20 protein-coding genes are annotated in these 20,664 nt (G+C 62.6%); 7 read left to right on the top strand and 13 right to left on the bottom strand.

The window, feature by feature from the left end:
* Window positions 1–17: 17 nt before the first annotated feature.
* On the bottom strand, window positions 18–1,559 hold the full coding sequence (locus R9B85_RS13785) for a phosphoenolpyruvate carboxykinase (protein WP_133969941.1): 1,542 nt from the start codon (window positions 1,557–1,559) through the stop codon (window positions 18–20).
* 179 nt (window positions 1,560–1,738) lie between these two features.
* Window positions 1,739–2,638 carry an Hsp33 family molecular chaperone HslO gene (gene hslO / locus R9B85_RS13780; RefSeq protein ID WP_015268604.1) on the bottom strand — a complete coding sequence of 300 codons (900 nt, stop codon included), beginning with the start codon at window positions 2,636–2,638 and terminating at the stop codon, window positions 1,739–1,741.
* A 120-nt stretch (window positions 2,639–2,758) separates the two neighbouring features.
* Here hslO and R9B85_RS13775 point away from each other — a divergent pair, with 120 nt between their 5' ends.
* A complete protein-coding gene (locus R9B85_RS13775) occupies window positions 2,759–3,553 on the top strand; it encodes a phosphatase PAP2 family protein (RefSeq protein ID WP_112251318.1) in 795 nt (264 codons plus the stop codon).
* Between the two features lie 111 nt (window positions 3,554–3,664).
* On the opposite strand, the gene R9B85_RS13770 is transcribed toward R9B85_RS13775, so the two are convergent.
* On the bottom strand, window positions 3,665–4,066 hold the full coding sequence (locus R9B85_RS13770; protein ID WP_013970457.1) for an RNA-binding S4 domain-containing protein: 402 nt from the start codon (window positions 4,064–4,066) through the stop codon (window positions 3,665–3,667).
* Between the two features lie 109 nt (window positions 4,067–4,175).
* Here R9B85_RS13770 and R9B85_RS13765 point away from each other — a divergent pair, with 109 nt between their 5' ends.
* Both R9B85_RS13765 and rimK read left to right on the top strand, forming a co-directional pair.
* The gene (locus tag R9B85_RS13765; RefSeq protein WP_041166351.1) at window positions 4,176–4,658 is read left to right on the top strand and encodes an ATP-dependent zinc protease; all 483 of its coding nucleotides are present in this window, start codon (window positions 4,176–4,178) and stop codon (window positions 4,656–4,658) included.
* On the top strand, window positions 4,655–5,560 hold the full coding sequence (gene rimK / locus R9B85_RS13760) for a 30S ribosomal protein S6--L-glutamate ligase (protein ID WP_015268602.1): 906 nt from the start codon (window positions 4,655–4,657) through the stop codon (window positions 5,558–5,560). The genes R9B85_RS13765 and rimK overlap by 4 nt, the downstream gene beginning before the upstream one ends.
* A 114-nt stretch (window positions 5,561–5,674) precedes the next feature.
* Here rimK and R9B85_RS13755 read toward each other — a convergent pair whose 3' ends face one another.
* On the bottom strand, window positions 5,675–6,988 hold the full coding sequence (locus R9B85_RS13755) for an ATP-binding protein (protein ID WP_112251316.1): 1,314 nt from the start codon (window positions 6,986–6,988) through the stop codon (window positions 5,675–5,677).
* A 13-nt stretch (window positions 6,989–7,001) separates the two neighbouring features.
* Complete coding sequence (gene ompR, locus R9B85_RS13750) at window positions 7,002–7,742, bottom strand: two-component system response regulator OmpR (protein WP_112251314.1); 741 nt, start codon at window positions 7,740–7,742, stop codon at window positions 7,002–7,004.
* A 217-nt stretch (window positions 7,743–7,959) separates the two neighbouring features.
* Between ompR and R9B85_RS13745 the strand changes: the two genes are divergently transcribed.
* From R9B85_RS13745 to R9B85_RS13730, 4 genes are all read left to right on the top strand, one after another.
* Window positions 7,960–10,284 carry a Tex family protein gene (locus R9B85_RS13745; protein ID WP_112251312.1) on the top strand — a complete coding sequence of 775 codons (2,325 nt, stop codon included), beginning with the start codon at window positions 7,960–7,962 and terminating at the stop codon, window positions 10,282–10,284.
* Window positions 10,284–10,667 carry a PaaI family thioesterase gene (locus R9B85_RS13740; RefSeq protein WP_112251310.1) on the top strand — a complete coding sequence of 128 codons (384 nt, stop codon included), beginning with the start codon at window positions 10,284–10,286 and terminating at the stop codon, window positions 10,665–10,667. The genes R9B85_RS13745 and R9B85_RS13740 overlap by 1 nt, the downstream gene beginning before the upstream one ends.
* Before the next feature lie 286 nt (window positions 10,668–10,953).
* Window positions 10,954–12,531 (top strand): glutamate--cysteine ligase, encoded by a 1,578-nt coding sequence (gene gshA / locus R9B85_RS13735; RefSeq protein ID WP_215521027.1) that lies wholly within the window; start codon window positions 10,954–10,956, stop codon window positions 12,529–12,531.
* Window positions 12,531–13,157 (top strand): TetR/AcrR family transcriptional regulator, encoded by a 627-nt coding sequence (locus tag R9B85_RS13730; RefSeq protein ID WP_423770299.1) that lies wholly within the window; start codon window positions 12,531–12,533, stop codon window positions 13,155–13,157. The genes gshA and R9B85_RS13730 overlap by 1 nt, the downstream gene beginning before the upstream one ends.
* Before the next feature lie 128 nt (window positions 13,158–13,285).
* Here the strand turns inward: R9B85_RS13730 and R9B85_RS13725 are convergent, their stop codons facing one another.
* The 8 genes from R9B85_RS13725 to R9B85_RS13690 form a co-directional block, all read right to left on the bottom strand.
* Complete coding sequence (locus tag R9B85_RS13725) at window positions 13,286–13,501, bottom strand: TOBE domain-containing protein (RefSeq protein ID WP_003255829.1); 216 nt, start codon at window positions 13,499–13,501, stop codon at window positions 13,286–13,288.
* Between the two features lie 27 nt (window positions 13,502–13,528).
* Window positions 13,529–14,341: an aliphatic sulfonates ABC transporter ATP-binding protein gene (gene ssuB / locus R9B85_RS13720; RefSeq protein ID WP_423770298.1), complete on the bottom strand. Its 813-nt coding sequence runs from the start codon at window positions 14,339–14,341 to the stop codon at window positions 13,529–13,531.
* Complete coding sequence (gene ssuC / locus R9B85_RS13715; protein WP_112251300.1) at window positions 14,338–15,135, bottom strand: aliphatic sulfonate ABC transporter permease SsuC; 798 nt, start codon at window positions 15,133–15,135, stop codon at window positions 14,338–14,340. The genes ssuB and ssuC overlap by 4 nt, the downstream gene beginning before the upstream one ends.
* 10 nt (window positions 15,136–15,145) lie before the next feature.
* On the bottom strand, window positions 15,146–16,294 hold the full coding sequence (ssuD, locus tag R9B85_RS13710) for an FMNH2-dependent alkanesulfonate monooxygenase (protein ID WP_025337326.1): 1,149 nt from the start codon (window positions 16,292–16,294) through the stop codon (window positions 15,146–15,148).
* A gap of 58 nt (window positions 16,295–16,352) precedes the next feature.
* A complete protein-coding gene (locus R9B85_RS13705; RefSeq protein ID WP_252378462.1) occupies window positions 16,353–17,318 on the bottom strand; it encodes a sulfonate ABC transporter substrate-binding protein in 966 nt (321 codons plus the stop codon).
* An 84-nt stretch (window positions 17,319–17,402) separates the two neighbouring features.
* Entirely contained in the window at window positions 17,403–17,996 is a 594-nt protein-coding gene (gene ssuE / locus R9B85_RS13700) for an NADPH-dependent FMN reductase (protein ID WP_112251296.1), read from the bottom strand.
* A 289-nt stretch (window positions 17,997–18,285) separates the two neighbouring features.
* Window positions 18,286–18,924 carry a peroxiredoxin gene (locus R9B85_RS13695; RefSeq protein WP_015268594.1) on the bottom strand — a complete coding sequence of 213 codons (639 nt, stop codon included), beginning with the start codon at window positions 18,922–18,924 and terminating at the stop codon, window positions 18,286–18,288.
* Between the two features lie 165 nt (window positions 18,925–19,089).
* Window positions 19,090–20,415: an OprD family outer membrane porin gene (locus R9B85_RS13690; protein WP_274078830.1), complete on the bottom strand. Its 1,326-nt coding sequence runs from the start codon at window positions 20,413–20,415 to the stop codon at window positions 19,090–19,092.
* Window positions 20,416–20,664: the final 249 nt, after the last annotated feature.

The raw sequence follows: 20,664 nt of genomic DNA, 5'->3' as shown, positions 1-20,664 counted from the left end.
GTTGCGGACGGGTCAGCTTACAGCTGCGGGCCAGCGGCCTTGATGGCGTCGGAAACTTCGAACTTCTTGAAGTTTTCGATGAACAGCTTGGCCAGGCCTTTGGCGGCCTCGTCGTAGGCAGCCTTGTCAGCCCAGTTGGTGCGCGGGTTGAGCAGCTCGGTATCAACGCCCGGAACGGCCTTGGGCACATCCAGGTTGATGATGTCCAGGTGTTCGGTTTCAGCGCCGATCAGCGCGCCGCTCTGGATCGCAGCGATCACGGCACGGGTGGTCGGGATGCTGAAGCGCTTGCCAACGCCGTAGCCACCGCCGGTCCAACCGGTGTTGACCAGGTAGACCTTGGAGTCGAAGCCCTTGATACGCTTGATCAGCAGTTCGGCGTACTCGCCAGCCGGGCGCGGGAAGAACGGGGCGCCGAAGCAGGTGGAGAAGGTCGACTTGATGCCGCTGCCCGAACCCATTTCGGTGGAACCGACCAGCGCGGTGTAGCCGGACAGGAAGTGATAGGCCGCCTGTTCGTTGTTCAGGATCGAAACCGGAGGCAGAACGCCAGTCAGGTCGCAGGTCAGGAAGATGACTGCGTTAGGCTCGCCGCCCAGGTTCGCTTCGGAACGCTTGGCAACGTGCTCCAGCGGGTAGGCCGCACGGCTGTTCTGGGTCAGGCTGACGTCGCTGTAGTCGGCGTGCTTGTTGGCGTCGAGAACGACGTTTTCCAGCACGGCGCCATGCTTGATGGCTTTCCAAATGACCGGCTCGTTCTTTTCGGACAAGTCGATGCACTTGGCGTAGCAGCCGCCTTCGATGTTGAAGACCACGCCCTCGCCCCAGCCGTGCTCGTCGTCACCGATCAGGTAACGGCTTTCGTCGGCCGACAGGGTAGTCTTGCCGGTACCGGAAAGGCCGAAGAACAGGGTCACATCGCCTGCTTCGCCGATGTTGGCGGCGCAGTGCATCGGCAGTACGTCGGCAGCCGGCAGCAGGAAGTTCTGCACCGAGAACATGGCTTTCTTCATTTCGCCGGCGTAGCGCATGCCAGCGATCAGCACCTTCTTCTGGGCGAAGTTGATGATCACGCAGCCATCGGAGTTGGTGCCGTCACGCTCAGGCTCGCACACGAAGTTGGCGACGTTGAGGACCTGCCACTCGCCACGGCCAGCCGGGTTGTACTGCTCCGGATTGATGAACAGGCAACGACCGAACAGGTTCTGCCAGGCAGTCTGGGTGGTCATCTTCACCGGCAGGTAGTGCTCGGCGGCCGCCCCTACGTGAACGTAGGAAACGAAGTGATCCTGGGCGTTGTTGAACGCCTCGACGCGAGCCCACAGGGCATCGAACTTGTCGGCCGGGAACTTGCGGTTGATCGGGCCCCAGGCGATGGCGTCCTGGGTGGAAGGCTCTTCGACGATGAAACGGTCAGCCGGCGAACGGCCAGTACGGTGACCAGTCTCCACGACCAGTGCGCCAGTATCGGCTAGTACGCCTTCACCGCGTTGCAGCGCTTCTTTTACCAGCTCATCGACGCTCAGGTCGGTGTACACGGTGTTGTTGGCTTGCGTCATGAGATACCCCATCCGGCCCGAGGCCGAGTGCTCCAAACGTTTTGTAGTTGTCTCAAAAAAACTACTACAGCGAAAAAAGTGGCCGGATTATGCCAGAAACGCCCAAAAAAAGTAGGCCCCTCCTGTCAGAACTGCGCTTTTGCGCAATTCGACAGGAGATTGTCCTGTAGTTAAACGTTTCAGTGACGAGTTTCTGAGGCTACGTCAGTACCGCCACCGGCAAACAATTGCGCCACATCACTGGCGTCGAAGAAATAGCGCTCGTTGCAGAACTGGCAATCGATCTCCACCTGCCCGCCGCACTCTTCCACCAGCGCCTTGGCATCGTGCTCGCCCAAACTGACCAGCGCATTGCCGGAACGTTCGCGCGAGCAGCTGCAATTGAAGCGCAGCGGCTGGATATCGAACAGGCGTACGGCATCTTCGTGGTACAGGCGGTGCAGCAGTGTTTCGTTGTCCAGCGCCCACTCATCAGCCTTGAGCGTGGTGGCCAATGCCACAACGTGCTGCCAGCTTTCTTCACGCTCTTCATCGTCCGGCTGGCGGTCGCGCGGCAGTTGCTGCAGCAGCAGGCCACGTGCCTTGCCGCCTTCGGCGTTGAGCCAGAAGCGCGTGTTGAGCTGTTGCGACTGGACGAAGTAGTTGGTGAAGCACTCCGACAGCGTGGCGCCATCGAGGTCGACGGTGCCCTGGTAGCGCTGGCCCTTGACCGGATCGATGGTCAAGGTCAGGTGGCCGTCGGGCATCAGCTGCGACAGGGTTGCATCCGCCGGAATCTGGTCCGCTTCGTAACGTGCCATGCCGCGGATATCGCGGTCGCCGGAGCATTCGACCATCAGCAGCGGGATCGGCCCGGCAGAGCGCGCCTGCAGAATCAGCAGGCCGTCGAACTTCAGCGCCCCGACCAGCAAGGCGGTGGCGGCCATCAGCTCGCCCAGCAGTGCCTGCACCGGCTGCGGGTACTCATGACGCGCCAGCACCGCGGCGTAGCTGTCATCGAGAGACACCCACTCGCCGCGCACATCGCGCTCGTCGAAGATGAAACGTTGGGTGAAATCGGTATCAGGCAAATCGCTCATAGGTTTTGGCTATCTGAAAATGATGACAAAATGGTTACAAGGGTTGTCGAAAACAAGCGAGAACCCCATGACAGAGCGCTCACAAGGCGCTCCGATTCCTGTTTGCAATAGAGGTATTTTATGGACAATCGACCACTGTTCCAAGCAAGGTGGTCCTGGGGGCCATTGGCAGCCTGTACGCTGCTTCCCATCGCTCTACTGTGTTTCTGGTTATGGCCCATTGGCCAGATCTTGTGCCTGACTTTCGACGAGTGGCTGTTCCACAGCCTGAATGCGCCGCTAGCCGACAACACTACCTGGCGCTATATCTGGACTGTCGGCAGCTTGCGCCCGTTCGACATCGTCGTCGGCCTGATCCTTCTGGCAGTGCTTATCCGAGGCGACTGGGTGTTCAAGGCAACCCAGGTGCGCCAGGCCTTTTTCGGCTTCCTGGTCACGCTAATCCTCTTAGTGGTGATTCGCGCGCTGTTTTCCAAGTGGGTGGATGCAGCCGGCTGGCAGCACAAGAGCCCGTCGATGATGTTCGACGAGGTGGTGCACCTCAGCGACTACTATCCGGACCTGGAGGCGGCCTGGGAGCTCAAGGACCGTTCCAGCAAGAGTTTCCCGGGGGATCATGCCTCGGTGCTGCTGGTCTGGGCGCTGTTCATGAGCGTGTTCAGCCGCCGCCTGGTGCAGTACCTGGTGGTCTGGGGGTTGGCGGTATTGTTCATGTTGCCGCGCCTGGTGGCCGGTGCCCACTGGGGGCAAGATGACTACATCGGCGGGCTGCTGATGGCGGTGCTGGCGCTGGGCTGGAGCTGCTACACGCCGCTGGCGGCCAAGGGAAGTGCGGTGCTGCTGCGCTGGACGGCGCCGTTGTTCAACCTGCTGGCCCGGTTACCGCTGGTCGGACGGATGGCTGTCACCCGTTAGGGCCATGGGGCTACTGCGTAGCCCATCGCGACACAAGGCCGCTCCTACAGGGGGCCGCGATTTCCTGTAGGAGCGGCCTTGTGTCGCGAAAGGGCCGCAAAGCGGCCCCGGCTATTCGAAGCTCCCATGCAACTGGTGAATCTGCCGCCGCTGCTTCTTGGTCGGCCGGCCATCGGTTGTAACGCCCATCGCCCCGGCCTTGCGCAATTCCGCCGCCTGCTCACGCCGGCGCACGCTGTCTTCGGTCTCTTCGTACAACGTCTGCGCCTCTGGCGCACCACGCCGCACCACCGACAAGGCCTTCACCACCACGGTGCGCTCATCGAACCCGGTGCGCAGCACGAACTCGTCCCCCACCCGCGGTTCCTTGCCCGGCTTGCAGCGCTCACCCCGGCAATGCACCTTGCCACTCTCGATCGCCGCCTTGGCCAGCGCACGGGTCTTGTAGAAGCGTGCCGCCCACAGCCATTTGTCCAGGCGGACCTTGTCGTCGTCTTCGGCTTTTTGTGCCATCCCGTTACCTCGAACGCTGTGTTTCATCGAACTGTACTACCGTAACGATCGGATGCAAAAAATCCCCGCCGTGCTTACAGTTCATCACCTCATTCGCAGGGTGCGTTTCGTGAAGACATTTGACCATTTGACTGTGATCGGCCTGCGCGAGTGGGTCGCCCTGCCCGACCTTGGCGTGGCCGGGCTGCGCGCCAAGATCGACACCGGCGCCAGCACCTCCAGCCTGCACGCCACCGAGGTGGAACCGTTCGAGCGCGACGGCCAGCCCTGGGTCCGCTTCACCGCACACCTTGGCTCGGTGGTGCAGTTGCGCCACCGTCGCTGCGAGGCACCGCTGGTGACCATGAAAACCATCAAGAGCTCCAATGGCCAGGCCCAGACCCGCTATGTCATCCGCACGTCACTGGCCCTGGGCGATGGTGTGTGGGAGGTGGAGTTCACCCTGGCCTGTCGCAAGAACATGCGTTATCGCCTGTTGCTGGGGTCCAAGGCCCTGATCCATGGCCAGTTGGTGGTCAACCCGGGTCTCAAATACGTACAAGACAAACCGGCCTTCCCGGCCACCCTTTCTCCTGTAACAGGTGCTGCATGAAGATCGCTGTGCTGTCGCGCAATCCGCGTCTGTATTCCACCCGCCGCCTGGTCGAGGCCGGTACCCAGCGGGGCCACGAAATGGTGGTGATCGACACCCTGCGGGCCTACATGAACATTGCCAGCCACAAGCCTCAGATCCACTACCGCGGCAAGCCGCTGGAAGGCTTCGACGCGGTGATCCCGCGCATCGGCGCATCGGTGACTTTCTATGGCTGCGCGGTGCTGCGCCAGTTCGAGATGATGGGTGTGTACCCGCTCAACGAGTCGGTAGCGATCGCCCGCTCCCGCGACAAGCTGCGTTCGCTGCAACTGCTGTCGCGGCGCGGCATCGGCCTGCCGATCACCGGCTTTGCCCACTCGCCGGACGACATCCCCGACCTGATCCAGATGGTCAACGGCGCCCCGCTGGTGATCAAGGTGCTGGAAGGCACCCAGGGCATCGGCGTGGTGCTGTGCGAAACCACCAAGGCCGCCGAATCGGTGATCGAGGCGTTCATGGGGTTGAAGCAGAACATCATGGTGCAGGAATACATCAAGGAAGCTGGTGGCGCGGATATCCGCTGCTTCGTGGTCGGCGACAAGGTCATCGCCTCGATGAAGCGCCAGGCCAAACCGGGTGAATTCCGCTCCAACCTGCACCGCGGTGGTGTGGCCAGCCTGATCAAGATCACCCCGGAAGAACGCATGACTGCCATTCGCGCGGCCAAGGTGATGGGCCTGAGCGTGGCGGGTGTGGATATCCTGCGCTCCAACCATGGGCCGCTGGTGATGGAGGTGAATTCGTCGCCGGGGCTGGAAGGCATCGAAGTGACCACTGGCAAGAACGTGGCCGGGATGATCATCGAGCATCTGGAGAAAAATGGCGGGCCTAATCAGACTCGGACCAAGGGTAAGGGCTGAGATTTTGGGGCTGCTGCGCAGCCCATCGCGACACAAGGCCGCTCCTACAGGATTACGCGATCCTCTGTAGGAGCGGCCTTGTGTCGCGAAAGGGCCGCAAAGCGGCCCCGGCAATCACACGGCATTACGCGGCAGCAACAACCCCAAAGGCAACCGTACCCGCGCCTCGATCCCTCCACCAGAGCGATTGCGCAACTCCACATTCCCACCATGCTGCGCCGCGATCCGCTTGACGATCGCCAGCCCCAGTCCGGTGCCCTTGCCCCCCCGGGCCCGGTCACCACGAATGAACGGGTTGAAGATGGTCTCAAGCTCCGACTCGTCTATCCCCGTTCCACGGTCCAGCACGCTCAGCACCACGTACGGCGCACTCTCGTCGCCCGACACATAGGCGGCCACCTCCACCCCCTTGCCGGCGTGGTGCAAGGCATTGCCGATCAGGTTGCCCAGCATGCGCTTGAGCGAAACCCGGCGCAGCGGGAACGGCGGAATCGGCTCCAGGCACAGGCGCACCCGTTCTTCCGGCTGGTTGTACGGCGCCACCACCTCGCGCACCAGGTCGGCCAGGTCGACCTCTTCAACCGGCTCGTCACGGCCATCACGGATAAAGGCCAGGAACTGGTCGAGGATCGCATCCATGTCCTCGATATCGCGGACCATGTCGTCGCTCAGTTCGTTGTCGCTGTCCAGCAACGACAACGACAGGCGCAGGCGCGTCAGCGGTGTGCGCAGGTCGTGGGAAACCCCCGCCAGCATCAGCTCGCGCTCGCGCCCGGCCTGCTCGACATCCTCTGCCATCTGATTGAAGGCCTTGTACACCTCGGTCATTTCGCTGGGCGTGTCGCTGATCGGCAGGCGCACGCTGCGCCCCTGGCCCAGCTGCCGGGCAGCAAACACCAGGCGCTTGAGCGGCTGGTTCAGCTGGCGCACGAAGATCCAGGCCGAGGCGGTGGACAACAGGCCGATGGCCAGGAACCAACCCAACACGTTCCAGATCTTCTGCCCACGCAGCGGGTGCGGGTACAGCGGTACCTTCAACCAGCCCGGGCCCAGGCTTGGCGCATTGACCCACAACGCTGGCGGCGCATGAATGCGCAGCCGTACCTCGGTGTCCTCGCCCAACTCGGCCTGCATCTGCCGTTGGTAGATTTCACTGTAGGGCCAGTGCTGCTCGCCCTCGGGCACGCCCGAACCGGTGACCCGGATAAGGCCTGCCGCTTCGGCGATCTTGTCGCGGTTTTCTTCGTCGGCCGCCCAATAGGCGCGCAGGGTCAGCGCCACACCGTGGCTGTACTGACGGTCGACCAGCACGTCCTCGTTCATCAACAGGTAGACCAGGGTCAAGGCCTTGGAGAACAGGACGACGATCAACACCAGCCACAGGGTGCGGGCGAAGAAACTTTGCGGAAACCAGAGCGGTGTCTTCATCGATGGCGCGGCATCATTTACCGGCGATTCCGTCCGGCACGAACACGTAGCCCACGCCCCAGACGGTCTGGATATAACGCGGCTTGGACGGGTCCGGCTCGATCATGCGGCGCAGACGCGAGATCTGCACATCGATGGAGCGTTCCAGCGCATCCCATTCACGGCCACGCGCCAGGTTCATCAGCTTGTCGCGGGTCAGCGGCTCGCGCGCGTGCATCACCAGCGCCTTGAGCACGGCGAACTCACCGGTGGTGAGCATGTGCACTTCGTCGCCACGCTTGAGTTCGCGGGTAGCCAGCGACAACTCGTAGTCGCCGAAGGTGACCGACTCGTCTTCGCTGCCAGGCGCACCCGGCACGCTCGGTGCCTGGCGGCGCAGCACGGCCTTGACCCGGGCCATCAGCTCGTCCGGGTTGAACGGTTTGCCCAGGTAGTCGTCGGCGCCCAGCTCCAGGCCCTTGATACGGCTGAACTCGTCGCCCTTGGCAGTGAGCATGATGATCGGGATCTGGTTGTTCTGCTGACGCAGGCGCTTGCACGCCGACAGGCCATCCTCGCCGGGCAGCATCAGGTCGAGCACCACCAGATTGAACACCTCACGCTGCAGCAGGCGGTCCATCTGCTCGGTGTTGGGTACTGCGCGGGCACGGTAGCCCTTGCTGGTGAAGAAACGTTCCAGCAGGCTGCTCAGCCCCGGGTCGTCGTCGACGATGAGAATCTTGTCACCTTCAGCGGTGTTTGGCGTGCCGGTCATGAATAACTCCTCTGATATCGCCGCGCATTATGGCGTAGCCATTGCTGCACGTAGCGTGAGCATTGTTAGCAGATTTTTCCCCCGGCGCCAGTTCCGACTGGCCGGGCGCCATCACCGCAAGCCGTTTGCGATGGGTATAATGCGCGGCTTTCATCCAGCGCCGCCGGGCGAAAGACCCACAGGCGACCCCCGTATTCACAAATGTCAGGTGGTTTACATGGACAGCATCAACAGCCGTATCGCCGAGGAACTGGGCGTACGCCCCCAGCAGGTCGAGGCGGCCGTGGGCCTGTTGGACGAAGGCTCGACCGTGCCCTTCATCGCCCGTTACCGCAAGGAAGTGACCGGTAGCCTGGACGATACCCAGCTGCGCCATCTGGAAGAGCGCCTGCGCTACCTGCGCGAACTCGACGAACGCCGCGCCAGCATCCTGGCCAGCATCGAGGAGCAGGGCAAGCTGACCCCGGAACTGGCCCGCGAAATCAAGCTGGCCGATACCAAGACCCGCCTCGAAGACCTGTACTTGCCGTACAAGCAGAAGCGCCGCACCAAGGGCCAGATCGCCCTGGAAGCCGGCCTCGGCGAGCTGGCCGACGGCCTGTTCAACAACCCCGACCTGGCCCCGGAAAGCGAAGCCGCACGCTTCGTCAACGCCGAAAAGGGCGTGGCCGACGTCAAGGCCGCGCTGGAAGGCGCAAAGTACATCCTCATGGAGCGCTTCGCCGAAGACGCCGCCCTGCTCGACAAGCTGCGCAGTTTCCTCAAGCAGGAATCGGTGCTCAGCGCCCGTGTCGTGCCTGGCAAGGAAGAAGAAGGCGCCAAGTTCCGCGACTACTTCGCCCATGACGAACTGCTGCGCAACGCCCCGTCGCACCGCGCCCTGGCAATTTTCCGCGGGCGTAACGAAGGCGTGCTGAGCGCCTCGCTGAAAGTCGGTGAGGAACTGCCCGGCACCCTGCACCCGTGCGAACTCATGATCAGCAACCATGTCGGCATCGAGAACCGCAACCGCCCTGCCGACAAGTGGCTGGGTGAAGTGGTGCGCTGGACCTGGAAGGTCAAGCTGTACACCCATCTGGAAACCGACCTGTTCGGCGAGCTGCGCGACAACGCCGAAGGCGAGGCGATCAATGTGTTCGCCCACAACCTGCACGACCTGCTGCTGGCCGCCCCGGCCGGCCCTCGCGCCACCCTGGGCTTCGACCCGGGCCTGCGTACCGGCTGCAAGATCGCCGTGGTCGATGCCACAGGCAAGTTGCTGGACCACACCACGGTCTACCCGCACGCGCCAAAGAACGACTGGGACCGCACCATTTCGATCATGGCCGCGCTGTGCGCCAAGCACTCGGTGGAACTGATCGCCATCGGCAATGGCACCGCCAGCCGCGAAAGCGACAAGCTGGTGACCGAACTGGTCAAGAAGTACCCGGCCTTGAAGATCACCAAGGTCATGGTCTCCGAAGCCGGCGCTTCGGTGTACTCCGCCTCGGAGCTGGCCGCCCGTGAATTCCCGGACCTGGACGTGTCGATCCGTGGTGCCGTGTCGATTGCCCGCCGTCTGCAGGACCCGCTGGCCGAACTGGTGAAGATCGACCCGAAATCCATCGGTGTCGGCCAGTACCAGCACGACGTGTCCCAGCTGAAACTGGCGCGTGGCCTGGACGCCGTGGTCGAGGACTGCGTGAACGCCGTGGGCGTCGACGTCAACACAGCGTCGGTGGCGCTGCTGACGCGCATCTCCGGCCTCAACGCCACCCTGGCGCAGAACATCGTCGCCCATCGCGATGCCAACGGCCCGTTCGCCACGCGTGCGGCACTGAAAAAGGTCAGCCGCCTGGGTGAGAAAACCTTCGAACAGGCCGCCGGCTTCCTGCGCGTGATGAACGGCGACAACCCGCTGGACGCCTCCGCAGTACACCCCGAGGCCTACCCGCTGGTGCAGCGTATTGCCGCCGACACCGACCGCGACATTCGTTCGCTGATCGGTGACAGCAGCTTCCTCAAGCGCCTGGACCCGAAGAAGTTCACCGATGAAACCTTCGGCCTGCCGACCGTCACCGACATCCTGCAGGAACTGGACAAGCCTGGCCGCGACCCACGCCCCGAGTTCAAGACCGCCACCTTCCAGGACGGCGTCGAAGACCTCAAGGACCTGGAACCGGGCATGATCCTCGAAGGCGTGGTGACCAACGTCACCAACTTCGGTGCCTTCGTCGACATCGGCGTGCACCAGGACGGCCTGGTACATATCTCGGCGCTGTCGGAGAAGTTCATCAAGGACCCACGTGAAGCGGTCAAGGCCGGCGACGTGGTCAAGGTCAAGGTCATGGAAGTGGACATCCCGCGCAAACGCGTCGGCCTGTCCATGCGCATGAGCGACACCCCGGGCGAAAAGGTCGAAGGCAACCGCGGCGGTAACCGTGGCAATGGCGGCAACCGTCAGCAGCAGGCGCCGCGCCAGCGCGAAACCGCCACTGCTGCCCCGGCCAATAACGCCATGGCCGCGCTGTTCGCCAACGCCAAGCAGCTGAAGAAGAAGTGATGGACGTACCAAGCGAGTACGTCGAAAGCGCCTTCAGCCAGCTTTTGGGCTGCCGCCTGCAACGCCTGGAAACAGGTGTTGCCGAGGTAGCCCTGGCGCTCGAACCACACTTGCGCAACCGTGGCCAGAAGCTGCACGGCGGGGCGATCTTCAGCCTGGTGGACATCGCCATGGGCCTGGCCTGCTCGGCCAGCCATGGCTTCGACCAGCAAAGCGTCACCATCGAGTGCAAGATCAACTACATGCGCGCCGTCAGTGACGGTGAGGTGCTGTGCACCGCCCGTGTGCTGCACGCCGGGCGGCGCACCCTGGTGGTCGACGCCGACGTAGTTCAGGGCGACAAGCTGGTGGCGAAAGCGCAAGGAACCTTTGCCGTTCTCTAGCCCACCAGGCGGTATCTGCGGTATTTTCGGCAACAGCAAGGGGCCGCTTCGCGCCCCATCGCCGGCAAGCCGGGCTCTCACAGGTAATCCACAAGCCTGAAATCGTGGTGCACCTGTGGGAGCCCGGCTTGCCGGCAATGGGCTGCGAAGCGGCCCCCGAAGTCGGCGCTGCGCAATGCCGGAACCGCGTAAACCAGGCGACAACGCCAGTTCCTTTTCCCACTACCCTTGTAGACCGTCTTTTCTACCCCCATATTGGGGCGACCGACGCGTGAAGGAATACATCTTGAGCGACCTCCTCAACCGCCGCCTGAGCCTGCTCGGCGCCAATCTCCCCCTGCTCAAGCAGTGCCTGCACGGTATTGAGCGCGAATGCCTGCGCGTGACCAACGAAGGTCGCCTGGCCCAGACCCCGCATCCGCAAGCCCTGGGATCGGCGCTGACCAACGAGCAGATCACCACCGATTATTCCGAGTCGCTGCTGGAGTTCATCACCCCGGCCCTGCCCGACCCGGCCAAGGTGCTGGAAAGCCTCGAAGAGACCCACCGTTTCGTCTACAGCAAGCTGGGCGACGAATACCTGTGGAGCCCGTCGATGCCCTGCACGCTGCCGGCCGAGGAGGACATCCCGATCGCCGAGTACGGCAGCTCGAACATCGGCAAGCTCAAGCACGTCTACCGCAAGGGCCTGGCCCTGCGCTATGGCCGCACCATGCAGTGCATCGCCGGTATCCATTACAACTTCTCGCTGCCCGAAGCTTTGTGGCCGTTGCTGCGCGCCGCAGAAGGCGGCAGCGAGAGCGACCGCGACTACCAGTCGTCGGCCTATATCGCGCTGATCCGCAATTTCCGCCGCTACAGCTGGCTGCTGATGTACCTGTTCGGCGCCTCGCCGGCACTGGACAAAGGCTTCCTGCGTGGCCGCCCGCACCAGCTCGAAGAGCTGGACGCCGAAACCCTGTACCTGCCCTACGCCACCAGCCTGCGCATGAGCGACCTGGGCTACCAGAGCAACGCCCAGGCCGGCCTCACGCCGTGCTACAACAACCTGGCCAGCTATACCGACAGCCTGCGCAAGGCGGTGGGCACGCCCTACCCGCCTTACGTCGAAGTCGGCACGCACGTGGATGGCGAGTGGGTACAGCTGAACACCAACATCCTGCAGATCGAGAACGAGTACTACTCGAACATTCGCCCCAAGCGCGTCACCTACACCGGCGAGCGGCCGATCCAGGCCCTGACCTCGCGCGGCGTGCAGTACGTGGAAGTGCGTTGCCTGGACATCAACCCGTTCCTGCCGGTGGGCATCGACCTGACCGAGGCACGCTTCCTCGACGCGTTCCTGCTGTTCTGCGCGCTGGAAGACAGCCCGCAACTGGATAACGGCGAATGCGGCCAGTGCACCAGCAACTTCCTGACCGTGGTCAAGGAAGGCCGTCGCCCGGGCCTGGAACTGCGCCGCAATGGCCAGCCGATTGGCCTGAAGGCCTGGGCCAGCGAGCTGATCGAGCATATCCGCCCACTGGCCGAGCTGCTCGACCAGGCGCAAGGCAGTGCAGAACACGGCAAGGCCCTGGATGCCCAACAGGCCAAGGTCGACGATGCCTCGCTGACGCCTTCGGCCCAGGTGCTGGCACGCATGACCGAGCATGACGAGAGCTTCGTCCAGTTTTCCCTGCGCCAAAGCCGTATCCACGCCGAAACCTTCCGCGAGCAGCCACTGCCGGTCGAGCGCCAGCAGGCTTTCGAAACCCTCGCCCGCGACTCGCTGGCCGAGCAGTCGCGCCTGGAACAGCAGGAGGTCGGCGACTTCGATCTGTTCGTCGGCGCCTACCAGGCCAGCATCCTGGCGATCAGCAACTGATGACCCGCACTGCTTCCCCGCGCAGGCCGCGCGCCAGCAGCCAGGCCAGGATCGAGGCGATTCTGGCGGCTGCACGCGAGTTGCTGGCCGAGCTGGGGGTGGCAAGCCTGTCGATCTACAGCGTGGCCGAGCGCGCGCAGATTCCACCGTCTTCGGTGTACCACTTTTTCGCCAGCGTGCCGGCGCTGCTGGAGGCGTTGACGACCGATGTACACCGGGCCTTCCGTGAAGCGCTGAGCGCGCCTATCGACAGCAGTGCGGTCAACACCTGGCACGAACTGTCACGGCTGATCGAGCAGCGCATGCTGGATATCTACAACGAGGACGCGGCGGCGCGGCAGCTGATCCTGGCCCAGCATGGCCTGAGCGAAGTGGTGCAGGCCGATCGGCAGCACGACATGGAACTGGGCGACTTGATGCACAAGTTGTTCGACCAGCACTTTCATCTGCCGGTGATGCCGGCGGATGTGGACGTGTTTGCCCTGGCCATGGAGCTGAGCGACCGGGTTTATGCACGGTCGGTGCAGCTGCATGAGGCGATCACACCGCGCATGGCCGAGGAAGGCAAGCGGGTGTTCGAGGCGTACCTGGGGTTGTATCTGCCGCCGTTTCTGGCCAAGCGTTGAATTTGATGGCCTCATCGCCGGCAAGCCAGCTCCCACAGGTACAGCACAAGGCCTGAAGCTTGTGGGGTACCTGTGGGAGCTGGCTTGCCGGCGATTGGGCTGCAAAGCAGCCCCATGGCCCACATCCATCACAGCTTGGCGATGGACACTTCGGTCGACTTCACAAAGGCAATAACCTCACTGCCCACCTGCAGCTCCAGCTCACGCACGGAGCGGGTAGTGATGACCGAAGTGACGATGCCCGAGGCAGTCTGCACGTCGATTTCCGACAGTACCGGGCCTTCGAGGATTTCCTTCACGGTGCCTTTGAACTGGTTGCGAACGTTGATGGCTTTGATAGTCATGATTTGCTTCCTTTTGGCTTCTGGGGTTCAGTGCGCCCAACGCAGTTGCGTGGGCAAAGGGGCTACAGGATCCGGCTCGGGCGCAGCGCCCGGGGCCGACAGAACACGGTTGAGCACTTCGCTTTCCAGCGCGGCCAGGCGGTGCGAACCACGCGCCCGAGGCCGTGCAAGGTCGACAGTGAGGTCGAGCCCGACCTCGCCATCCTTGATCAGGATCACCCGGTCAGCCACGGCGACTGCCTCGCTGACATCGTGGGTAACCAGCAACACGGTGAAGCCGTGCTGACGCCACAGGCGCTCGATCAGTTGCTGCATCTCGATACGAGTCAATGCATCCAGCGCACCGAGCGGCTCGTCCAGCAGCAGCAGGCGCGGCTGATGAATCAGCGCCCGGGCCAAGGCCACGCGCTGCTTCTGGCCACCCGACAGAGCCGCCGGCCATTCATTGGCGCGGTCGGCCAGGCCAACCGACTCCAAAGCTTCCCGCGCACGCGGGCGCCAGTCGCCAGACAGGCCCAGGCCAACGTTGTCGATTACCTTCTTCCACGGCAGCAGGCGTGCGTCCTGGAACATCAGGCGGGTTTCTTCGCGGGCCTGTTCCAGCGGCGCCGCACCGGCCAGCAACTGGCCTGCAGTGGGCTGGTCGAGACCAGCCAGCAGGCGCAGCAAGGTACTCTTGCCGCAACCACTGCGGCCGACGATGGCGACAAACTGACCGGCAGGAATGTGTAGCTCGATGCCCTTGAGCACTTCGCGCTGGCCAAAGGTCTTGCGCAGGCCGCTGGAAGCCAGCGGGATGCCACGCAGCAAGCGCGGCGGCTGTTCCTTGAGTACGGTCATGCGCCCTCCTTCTTCGCCACTTGATAGGCCGGGTGCCAGCGCAGCCACACACGTTCCAGGCCGCGGGCGGCGAGGTCGGCGAGTTTGCCGAGCACGGCATACAGGACGATGGCCAGCACCACCACGTCGGTCTGCAGGAACTCACGAGCGTTCATTGCCAGGTAGCCGATGCCGGAACTGGCCGAAATGGTTTCGGCAACGATCAGGGTCAGCCACATGAAGCCCAGAGCGAAACGCACGCCTACCAGGATCGAAGGCAGCGCCCCAGGCAGGATCACCTGGCGGAACAGGCTGAAGCCGGACAGGCCGTAGCTGCGCGCCATTTCCACCAGCGCCGGGTCGACGTTGCGGATGCCGTGGTAAGTGTTCAGGTAGATCGGGAACAGCGTGCCCAGCGCGACCAGGAAGATCTTTGCCGACTCGTCGATACCGAACCACAGGATCACCAGCGGGATCAGCGCCAGGTGCGGCACGTTGCGGATCATCTGCACCGAGCTGTCGAGCAGGCGTTCGCCCCAATTCGACAGGCCGGTGATGAAGCCCAGCACCAGGCCGATGCTGCCACCGATGAGGAAGCCCAGCCCGGCACGCCAGCCACTGATGGCCAGGTGGGTCCAGATCTCGCCGCTGCGCACCAGCTCGACGCCGGCACTGAGCACGGCGCTGGGCGCCGGCAGGATGCGCGTCGACAGCCAGCCGGCGCTGACCGCCAGCTGCCAGACGGCCAGCAGCAGTACCGGCAGCGCCCATGGTGCCAGGCGCTGGCCAAGGTTGTTGGAGGTTGCACGACTCATGGCCTGGCCCTCAGCTCTGCGCAACGGACTTGGGCAGGATATCGTTGGCCACCATTTCACCAAACGGGCTCACATAACCACCGGTCTTGGCTTGCTCCGGGCGTTGCACATCCAGGTGCGGGAACAGCAGCTCGGCCACCCGGTACGACTCTTCCAGGTGCGGGTAGCCGGAGAAGATGAAGGTATCGATACCCAGCTCGGCGTACTCCTTGACCCGCGCCGCGACGGTCGGGCCGTCACCCACCAGCGCGGTGCCGGCACCACCACGCACCAGGCCGACACCAGCCCACAGGTTGGGGCTGACCTCCAGCTTGTCACGGTTGCCGTTGTGCAGGGCTGCCATGCGTTGCTGGCCGACCGAGTCGAAGCGCGCCAGCGAGGCCTGGGCGCGAGCGATGGTGTCGTCGTCCAGGTGCGAAATGAGTTTGTCGGCAGCGGCCCAGGCTTCTTCGTTGGTTTCCCGCACGATCACGTGCAGGCGGATGCCGAAGCGCACTTCGCGGCCCTGGGCGGCAGCTTTCTCACGCACCTGGGCGATTTTTTCAGCGACCGCACTCGGCGGCTCGCCCCAGGTCAGGTACAGCTCGACCTGCTCCGCAGCCAAATCCTGTGCGGCTTCGGAGGAACCGCCGAAATACAGTGGCGGGCGTGGTTGCTGGATTGGCGGGTAGAGCAGCTTGGCGCCCTTCACCTGGATGTGCTTGCCGTCGTAGTCGACCACTTCGCCTTCCAGCACCTTGCGCCAGATACGGGTGAACTCCACAGAGGCTTCATAACGTTCCTGATGGTTCAGGTGCAGGCCGTCACCGGCCAACTCGTCCGGGTCGCCACCGGTCACCAGGTTGAACAGCGCGCGGCCATTGGACAGGCGATCAAGGGTTGCGGCCTGGCGTGCCGCCACGGTCGGCGAAATGATCCCGGGGCGCAGGGCGACCAGGAACTTCAGGCGCTGGGTCACCGGTATCAGCGATGCCGCGACCAGCCAGGAGTCCTCGCAGGAACGCCCGGTAGGGATCAGCACGCCACCAAAGCCAAGCCGGTCGGCCGCCTGGGCGATCTGCTGCAGGTAGCCATGGTCGACGGCGCGCGCGCCATCGGAGGTGCCCAGGTACTTGCCGTCACCGTGGGTAGGAAGAAACCAGAAGATGTTCAGGCTCATTGGAGTTGTCTCCTCAAGGGGGCTCAGCCAGGGCGACGCCCCGGCGCAGGCAAATCAATCAAGGCGCACTGGCGACCTTGGCCGGGGGTGTCCAGATCACGTCCTTGATGCTCAGCGGCTTGGGAATCAGCTTCAGTGCCTGGAACGTGTCAGCGATCTTCTGTTGCGCAGCCACCACTTCCGGGGTGAGCGGCGCGGCACCGTAGCCTTGGCGCTTGACCGAGGTCAGGGTGATGTCGGCGGGCAGGCCGAGCAGTGGTGCGACCTGGTCGGTCACTTCCTGCGGGTTGGCCCGGGACCATTCACCCACGGCGCGCACTTCTTCGATCAGGGTGTTGATCACCGCCGGGTGCTGGGTCGCGTAGTTGCGAGTGGCCAGGTAGAACTGATGGTTGTCGACCAGGCCCTTGCCGTCGCGCAAGGCATGAGCCTGCAGCTGTTTCTCGGCGGCAGCCTGGTACGGGTCCCAGATCACCCAGGCATCCACGCTGCCGCGCTCGAAGGCGGCCCGGGCATCGGCCGGGGGCAGGTACACCGGCTGGATATCGCTGTATTTCAGGCCTGCGTCGTCCAGGGCGCGAACCAGCAGGTAGTGGACGTTGGAGCCTTTGTTGAGAGCGACTTTCTTGCCCTTGAGGTCTTTGACCGACTGGATGGGCGAGCCCTTCGGCACCAGGATCGCCTCGCTGTGCGGCGCTGGCGGCTCGTAGGCGACGTACAGCAGGTCGGCACCGGCAGCCTGGGCGAACACCGGTGGGGTTTCGCCGGTCACGCCAAAATCGATGGAGCCAACGTTCAGCCCTTCAAGCAGTTGCGGGCCGCCGGGGAACTCGGTCCATTGCACCTGCACGCCCTGCTCGGCCAGGCGCTTTTCCAGCGTGCCCTTGGCCTTGAGCAGCACCAGGGTGCCGTATTTCTGGTAACCGATACGCAGGCTCTCGGCCTGGGCTTGGGTAATGGCGCCGAAGGACACAGCCGCCGCAAACAGGGCGACCAGACCGCGACGCAAGAAGACTGTGCGCATGGCGCTCTCCTGTGCGAGTGGGTTCGGGTTGCACCTGCTTGCCTCGTTGTCGGGCGAGTAAGGTGGTGAAGCGGGTCAAGCCAGTCAGATGCTCCAGCGAGCGCTGATCAGGCGTTCGTTCAATACGCCGGGAGCCACGGGGCGCGGCCGGCGGGCCAGCGCAACATGGAAGGTTTCCAGCGCGTCCTGCAGGCGTTCTTCCAGCGCCGCTGCCAGCTGCGCGGGTCTGCTGCCTTCTGCGTAGGCGACCTGGCTGTCGTCGGCGAAGATCCCTTGCAGGGTCTCTTGCGCCTTGAGTGCCGACAGCACGGGTTTCAGTGCGTAATCCACCGCCAGCATGTGGGCGATGCTGCCGCCGGTGGCGATTGGCAACACGATCTTGTGTGCCAGGGCGCGTTCGGGCAGCAGGTCGAGCAAGGTTTTCAGGGCACCGGCGAACGAGGCCTTGTACACCGGAGTGGCGACGATCAGGCCATCGGCCTGGGCCACCAGCTGCTGGAAGTGCTGCACCTGCGGGCTGTCGAAACGGGCGTGCAGCAGGTCTTCGGCGGGAAAGTCACGTACCTGGAACGTCACTACCTCGACGCCCTGGTCCTGCAGCCACTGGCGAGAACGCTCCAGCAGCACGCCGGAGCGTGAACGGGTACTGGGGCTTCCACCGATTGATACGACCAGCATTGCAGCGCTTCCTTGTGTTCTGTTGGAGGTGACATTAACAGCCGACGCATATATCTAGAAATCATATTTTTTCATTTGTTTATTCCATTTTTATCAATTTCCTATTTTGGCCCTTTCGCGGGTAAACCCGCTCCCACAGGGACCGCACCAGGCCTGGGGCTTCCGTTATCCCTGTGGGAGCGGGTTTACCCGCGAAGAAGCCCATGCAGTTTCAGCAGGCATAAAAAAGGGCCGTCGAAACGGCCCGAATATCCCTGCTATGGCTAAGAGCAATGCAACGAGGAATCCTTTAACGATTGGGCTGCGGGGTCAGCCGCAAATAGGGTTTGACCGCCCGGTAACCTTTGGGGAAGCGCTGCCTGATCTCTTCCTCATCCTTCAGCGACGGCACGATCACCACATCGTCACCGTCCTGCCAGTTCCCTGGCGTGGCGACCTTGTGGTTGTCGGTCAGCTGCAGCGAGTCGATCACCCGCAAGATTTCGTTGAAGTTGCGCCCGGTACTGGCCGGATAGGTGATGGTCAGGCGCACCTTCTTGTTCGGGTCGATGACGAACAGCGAGCGCACGGTCAGGGTGTCGCTGGCGTTCGGGTGGATGAGGTCGTACAGGTCGGACACCTTGCGGTCGGCGTCGGCGATGATCGGGAAGTTGACCACGGTGTTCTGGGTTTCGTTGATGTCATCGATCCAGCGGTGGTGCGAATCGACCGGGTCTACCGACAGGGCAATGGCCTTGACACCGCGTTTGGCGAAATCGTCCTTCAGCTTGGCGGTCAGGCCCAGCTCGGTGGTGCAAACCGGGGTGAAGTCGGCCGGGTGGGAGAACAGAACCCCCCAGCTGTTGCCCAGCCACTCATGGAAGCGGATCTTGCCTTCGCTGGAATCCTGTTCGAAATCGGGGGCGATATCGCCGAGTTTTAGGCTCATGGGCTGCGGCTCCTGTGCTGGGTTCTGTACCGTATGGGTTCAATGTGCCTGCATTCGATTAAAAATAAAAAGAATAAATACTGATTTATTTATAACCTGCAGGAATTTAGAATTTCAGACATAAAAAAGCCTCGCACTAGGCGAGGCTTCTTGTTCAGCTACTGCTTACATGAAGTTGTAAGTGTAGTTCACGATGAAGCGAGTCTGATCTTTGTCGACTGGCGCTTCACCCTCACCACGGTAGACACCGTGACGCAGGCTAGCGCCCAGGCCCTTGAGGGTGCCTTCCTGGATGACATAGTCGATACGAGCGTCACGTTCCCACTCGTGGTAAGTACCGTTACCGGAGAAGTTACGGATATCGGTACCGCGCAGGTAGGCGACCGAAGCCTTCAGGCCAGGCACGCCAACGCGGGCGAAGTCATAACTGTACTGGCCGAAGGTGGTGTTGGTACCAGCACGGGCGAACTGGTTGATCATACTATCGGTGAACAGGTAGAAGCTCGCGCCACCTGCACCTTCTGGTCGGCCATTGCCATCGGTCACCGAACCTTGGTTCAACCAGACGAAACCACCGTCATCGCTAACTTGCTGATGACCCAGCATCAAGGCATGGCCACCCAAGCTGTAGGTAAACATGGCAGACCAGGTCTTGTTGTCGACCTCGCCATTGTTCTTGCGATAGCCGCCGTTGTTGTTGAAGCTGTATTCGCCAGGCCCGTTCTTGCCATCGCTACTGCTGTCGAAGTATCGCAGATCTGTCTTGAACGATTGGTCATCGGAAATCTTGAAGATGTGGGTAGCACCCAGGAAGTGCTGCTTGTAGAAGTCTTTCAGATTCGAGTAGTAGTACTGCAGCGTCAGGTCAGGGGTGAGCTTGTAGTCCAGGCCACCGTAGATGAACTTGTTGCTGTCGGCAGTAGCACCGTTGACCGACAGCCCAGTGCGGTTGCTCGAAGCACGCCCCATAGCGTGGGTCAGCTGACCGGCGTTGATGGTCAAGTTGTCGATTTCTTTCGACTGGATGGTGCCGCCTTCGAAGGTTTGCGGCAGCAAACGACCATCGTTGGAGACCAGAATCGGCAGGTTCGGCGCCAGGGCGCTACCGAAGTGGGCCTCGGTTTTGGAGAAACGAGCCTTGGCGTTGCCACCAATACGAGCCCACTGGCTCACGGCGGAACCATCGGTGTCGCTCGGGAAGAAGGTGCTGCTATTCGGGTGCTTGCCGCGACCGCCGTCGAGGTGGATCCCCCACAGAGCTTGTACGTCTACGCCGAAGCCTACGGTGCCCTCGGTGAAACCGGAAAGGTAGTCGAGCTTGAAGCCCTGACCCGACTCACGGTTGTCAGCACCACCTTCGCGGTTGTCATCGTTGAAGTACATGGTGCGCGAGCTGAGCGACAGTTTGCTGTCTTCAACGAAACCGGCAGCGCCTGCTTGTTGGGCGAGAACCCCCAGTGCCACGGCCAGGGCCAGGCTGGACTTGTACATGTTTTGCTCCTCTACGTTCTAATTTTTGTGTATCTCTGGCGGTGGGATCTGCTGCCCCGCTCACCGTGGATTGGCGATTTAGTCCCAAAGCGTGACCATGAAGTCAATCGTTTCTAAACGTTTCGCGACTTTGGTCTAAGACGCCAGCTGCGCTACAGGATAATGACAATCCTATAAATCCAAAATGACCGTTTTATGAATTGCTAAGATTTTTACGGAATATGTTAGGAACTGTTACTGCATTTCGTT

Origin of the sequence: Pseudomonas sp. NLJ1 (assembly GCF_049486705.1) — a bacterium.
Lineage (GTDB): Bacteria > Pseudomonadota > Gammaproteobacteria > Pseudomonadales > Pseudomonadaceae > Aquipseudomonas > Aquipseudomonas inefficax.
The sequence above is the reverse complement of the archived record's forward strand: the minus strand, read 5'-3'. Positions and strand labels throughout refer to the sequence as shown.

What these genes read in the sequence shown, in the direction of transcription:
- R9B85_RS13785 (WP_133969941.1), bottom strand. Translation starts at nt 1,559, where the DNA reads ATGACGCAAGCCAACAACACCGTGTACACCGACCTGAGCGTCGATGAG.
- hslO (WP_015268604.1), bottom strand. Translation starts at nt 2,638, where the DNA reads ATGAGCGATTTGCCTGATACCGATTTCACCCAACGTTTCATCTTCGAC.
- R9B85_RS13775 (WP_112251318.1), top strand. Translation starts at nt 2,759, where the DNA reads ATGGACAATCGACCACTGTTCCAAGCAAGGTGGTCCTGGGGGCCATTG.
- R9B85_RS13770 (WP_013970457.1), bottom strand. Translation starts at nt 4,066, where the DNA reads ATGGCACAAAAAGCCGAAGACGACGACAAGGTCCGCCTGGACAAATGG.
- rimK (WP_015268602.1), top strand. Translation starts at nt 4,655, where the DNA reads ATGAAGATCGCTGTGCTGTCGCGCAATCCGCGTCTGTATTCCACCCGC.
- R9B85_RS13755 (WP_112251316.1), bottom strand. Translation starts at nt 6,988, where the DNA reads ATGAAGACACCGCTCTGGTTTCCGCAAAGTTTCTTCGCCCGCACCCTG.
- ompR (WP_112251314.1), bottom strand. Translation starts at nt 7,742, where the DNA reads ATGACCGGCACGCCAAACACCGCTGAAGGTGACAAGATTCTCATCGTC.
- R9B85_RS13745 (WP_112251312.1), top strand. Translation starts at nt 7,960, where the DNA reads ATGGACAGCATCAACAGCCGTATCGCCGAGGAACTGGGCGTACGCCCC.
- R9B85_RS13740 (WP_112251310.1), top strand. Translation starts at nt 10,284, where the DNA reads ATGGACGTACCAAGCGAGTACGTCGAAAGCGCCTTCAGCCAGCTTTTG.
- R9B85_RS13730 (WP_423770299.1), top strand. Translation starts at nt 12,531, where the DNA reads ATGACCCGCACTGCTTCCCCGCGCAGGCCGCGCGCCAGCAGCCAGGCC.
- R9B85_RS13725 (WP_003255829.1), bottom strand. Translation starts at nt 13,501, where the DNA reads ATGACTATCAAAGCCATCAACGTTCGCAACCAGTTCAAAGGCACCGTG.
- ssuB (WP_423770298.1), bottom strand. Translation starts at nt 14,341, where the DNA reads ATGACCGTACTCAAGGAACAGCCGCCGCGCTTGCTGCGTGGCATCCCG.
- ssuC (WP_112251300.1), bottom strand. Translation starts at nt 15,135, where the DNA reads ATGAGTCGTGCAACCTCCAACAACCTTGGCCAGCGCCTGGCACCATGG.
- ssuD (WP_025337326.1), bottom strand. Translation starts at nt 16,294, where the DNA reads ATGAGCCTGAACATCTTCTGGTTTCTTCCTACCCACGGTGACGGCAAG.
- R9B85_RS13705 (WP_252378462.1), bottom strand. Translation starts at nt 17,318, where the DNA reads ATGCGCACAGTCTTCTTGCGTCGCGGTCTGGTCGCCCTGTTTGCGGCG.
- ssuE (WP_112251296.1), bottom strand. Translation starts at nt 17,996, where the DNA reads ATGCTGGTCGTATCAATCGGTGGAAGCCCCAGTACCCGTTCACGCTCC.
- R9B85_RS13695 (WP_015268594.1), bottom strand. Translation starts at nt 18,924, where the DNA reads ATGAGCCTAAAACTCGGCGATATCGCCCCCGATTTCGAACAGGATTCC.
- R9B85_RS13690 (WP_274078830.1), bottom strand. Translation starts at nt 20,415, where the DNA reads ATGTACAAGTCCAGCCTGGCCCTGGCCGTGGCACTGGGGGTTCTCGCC.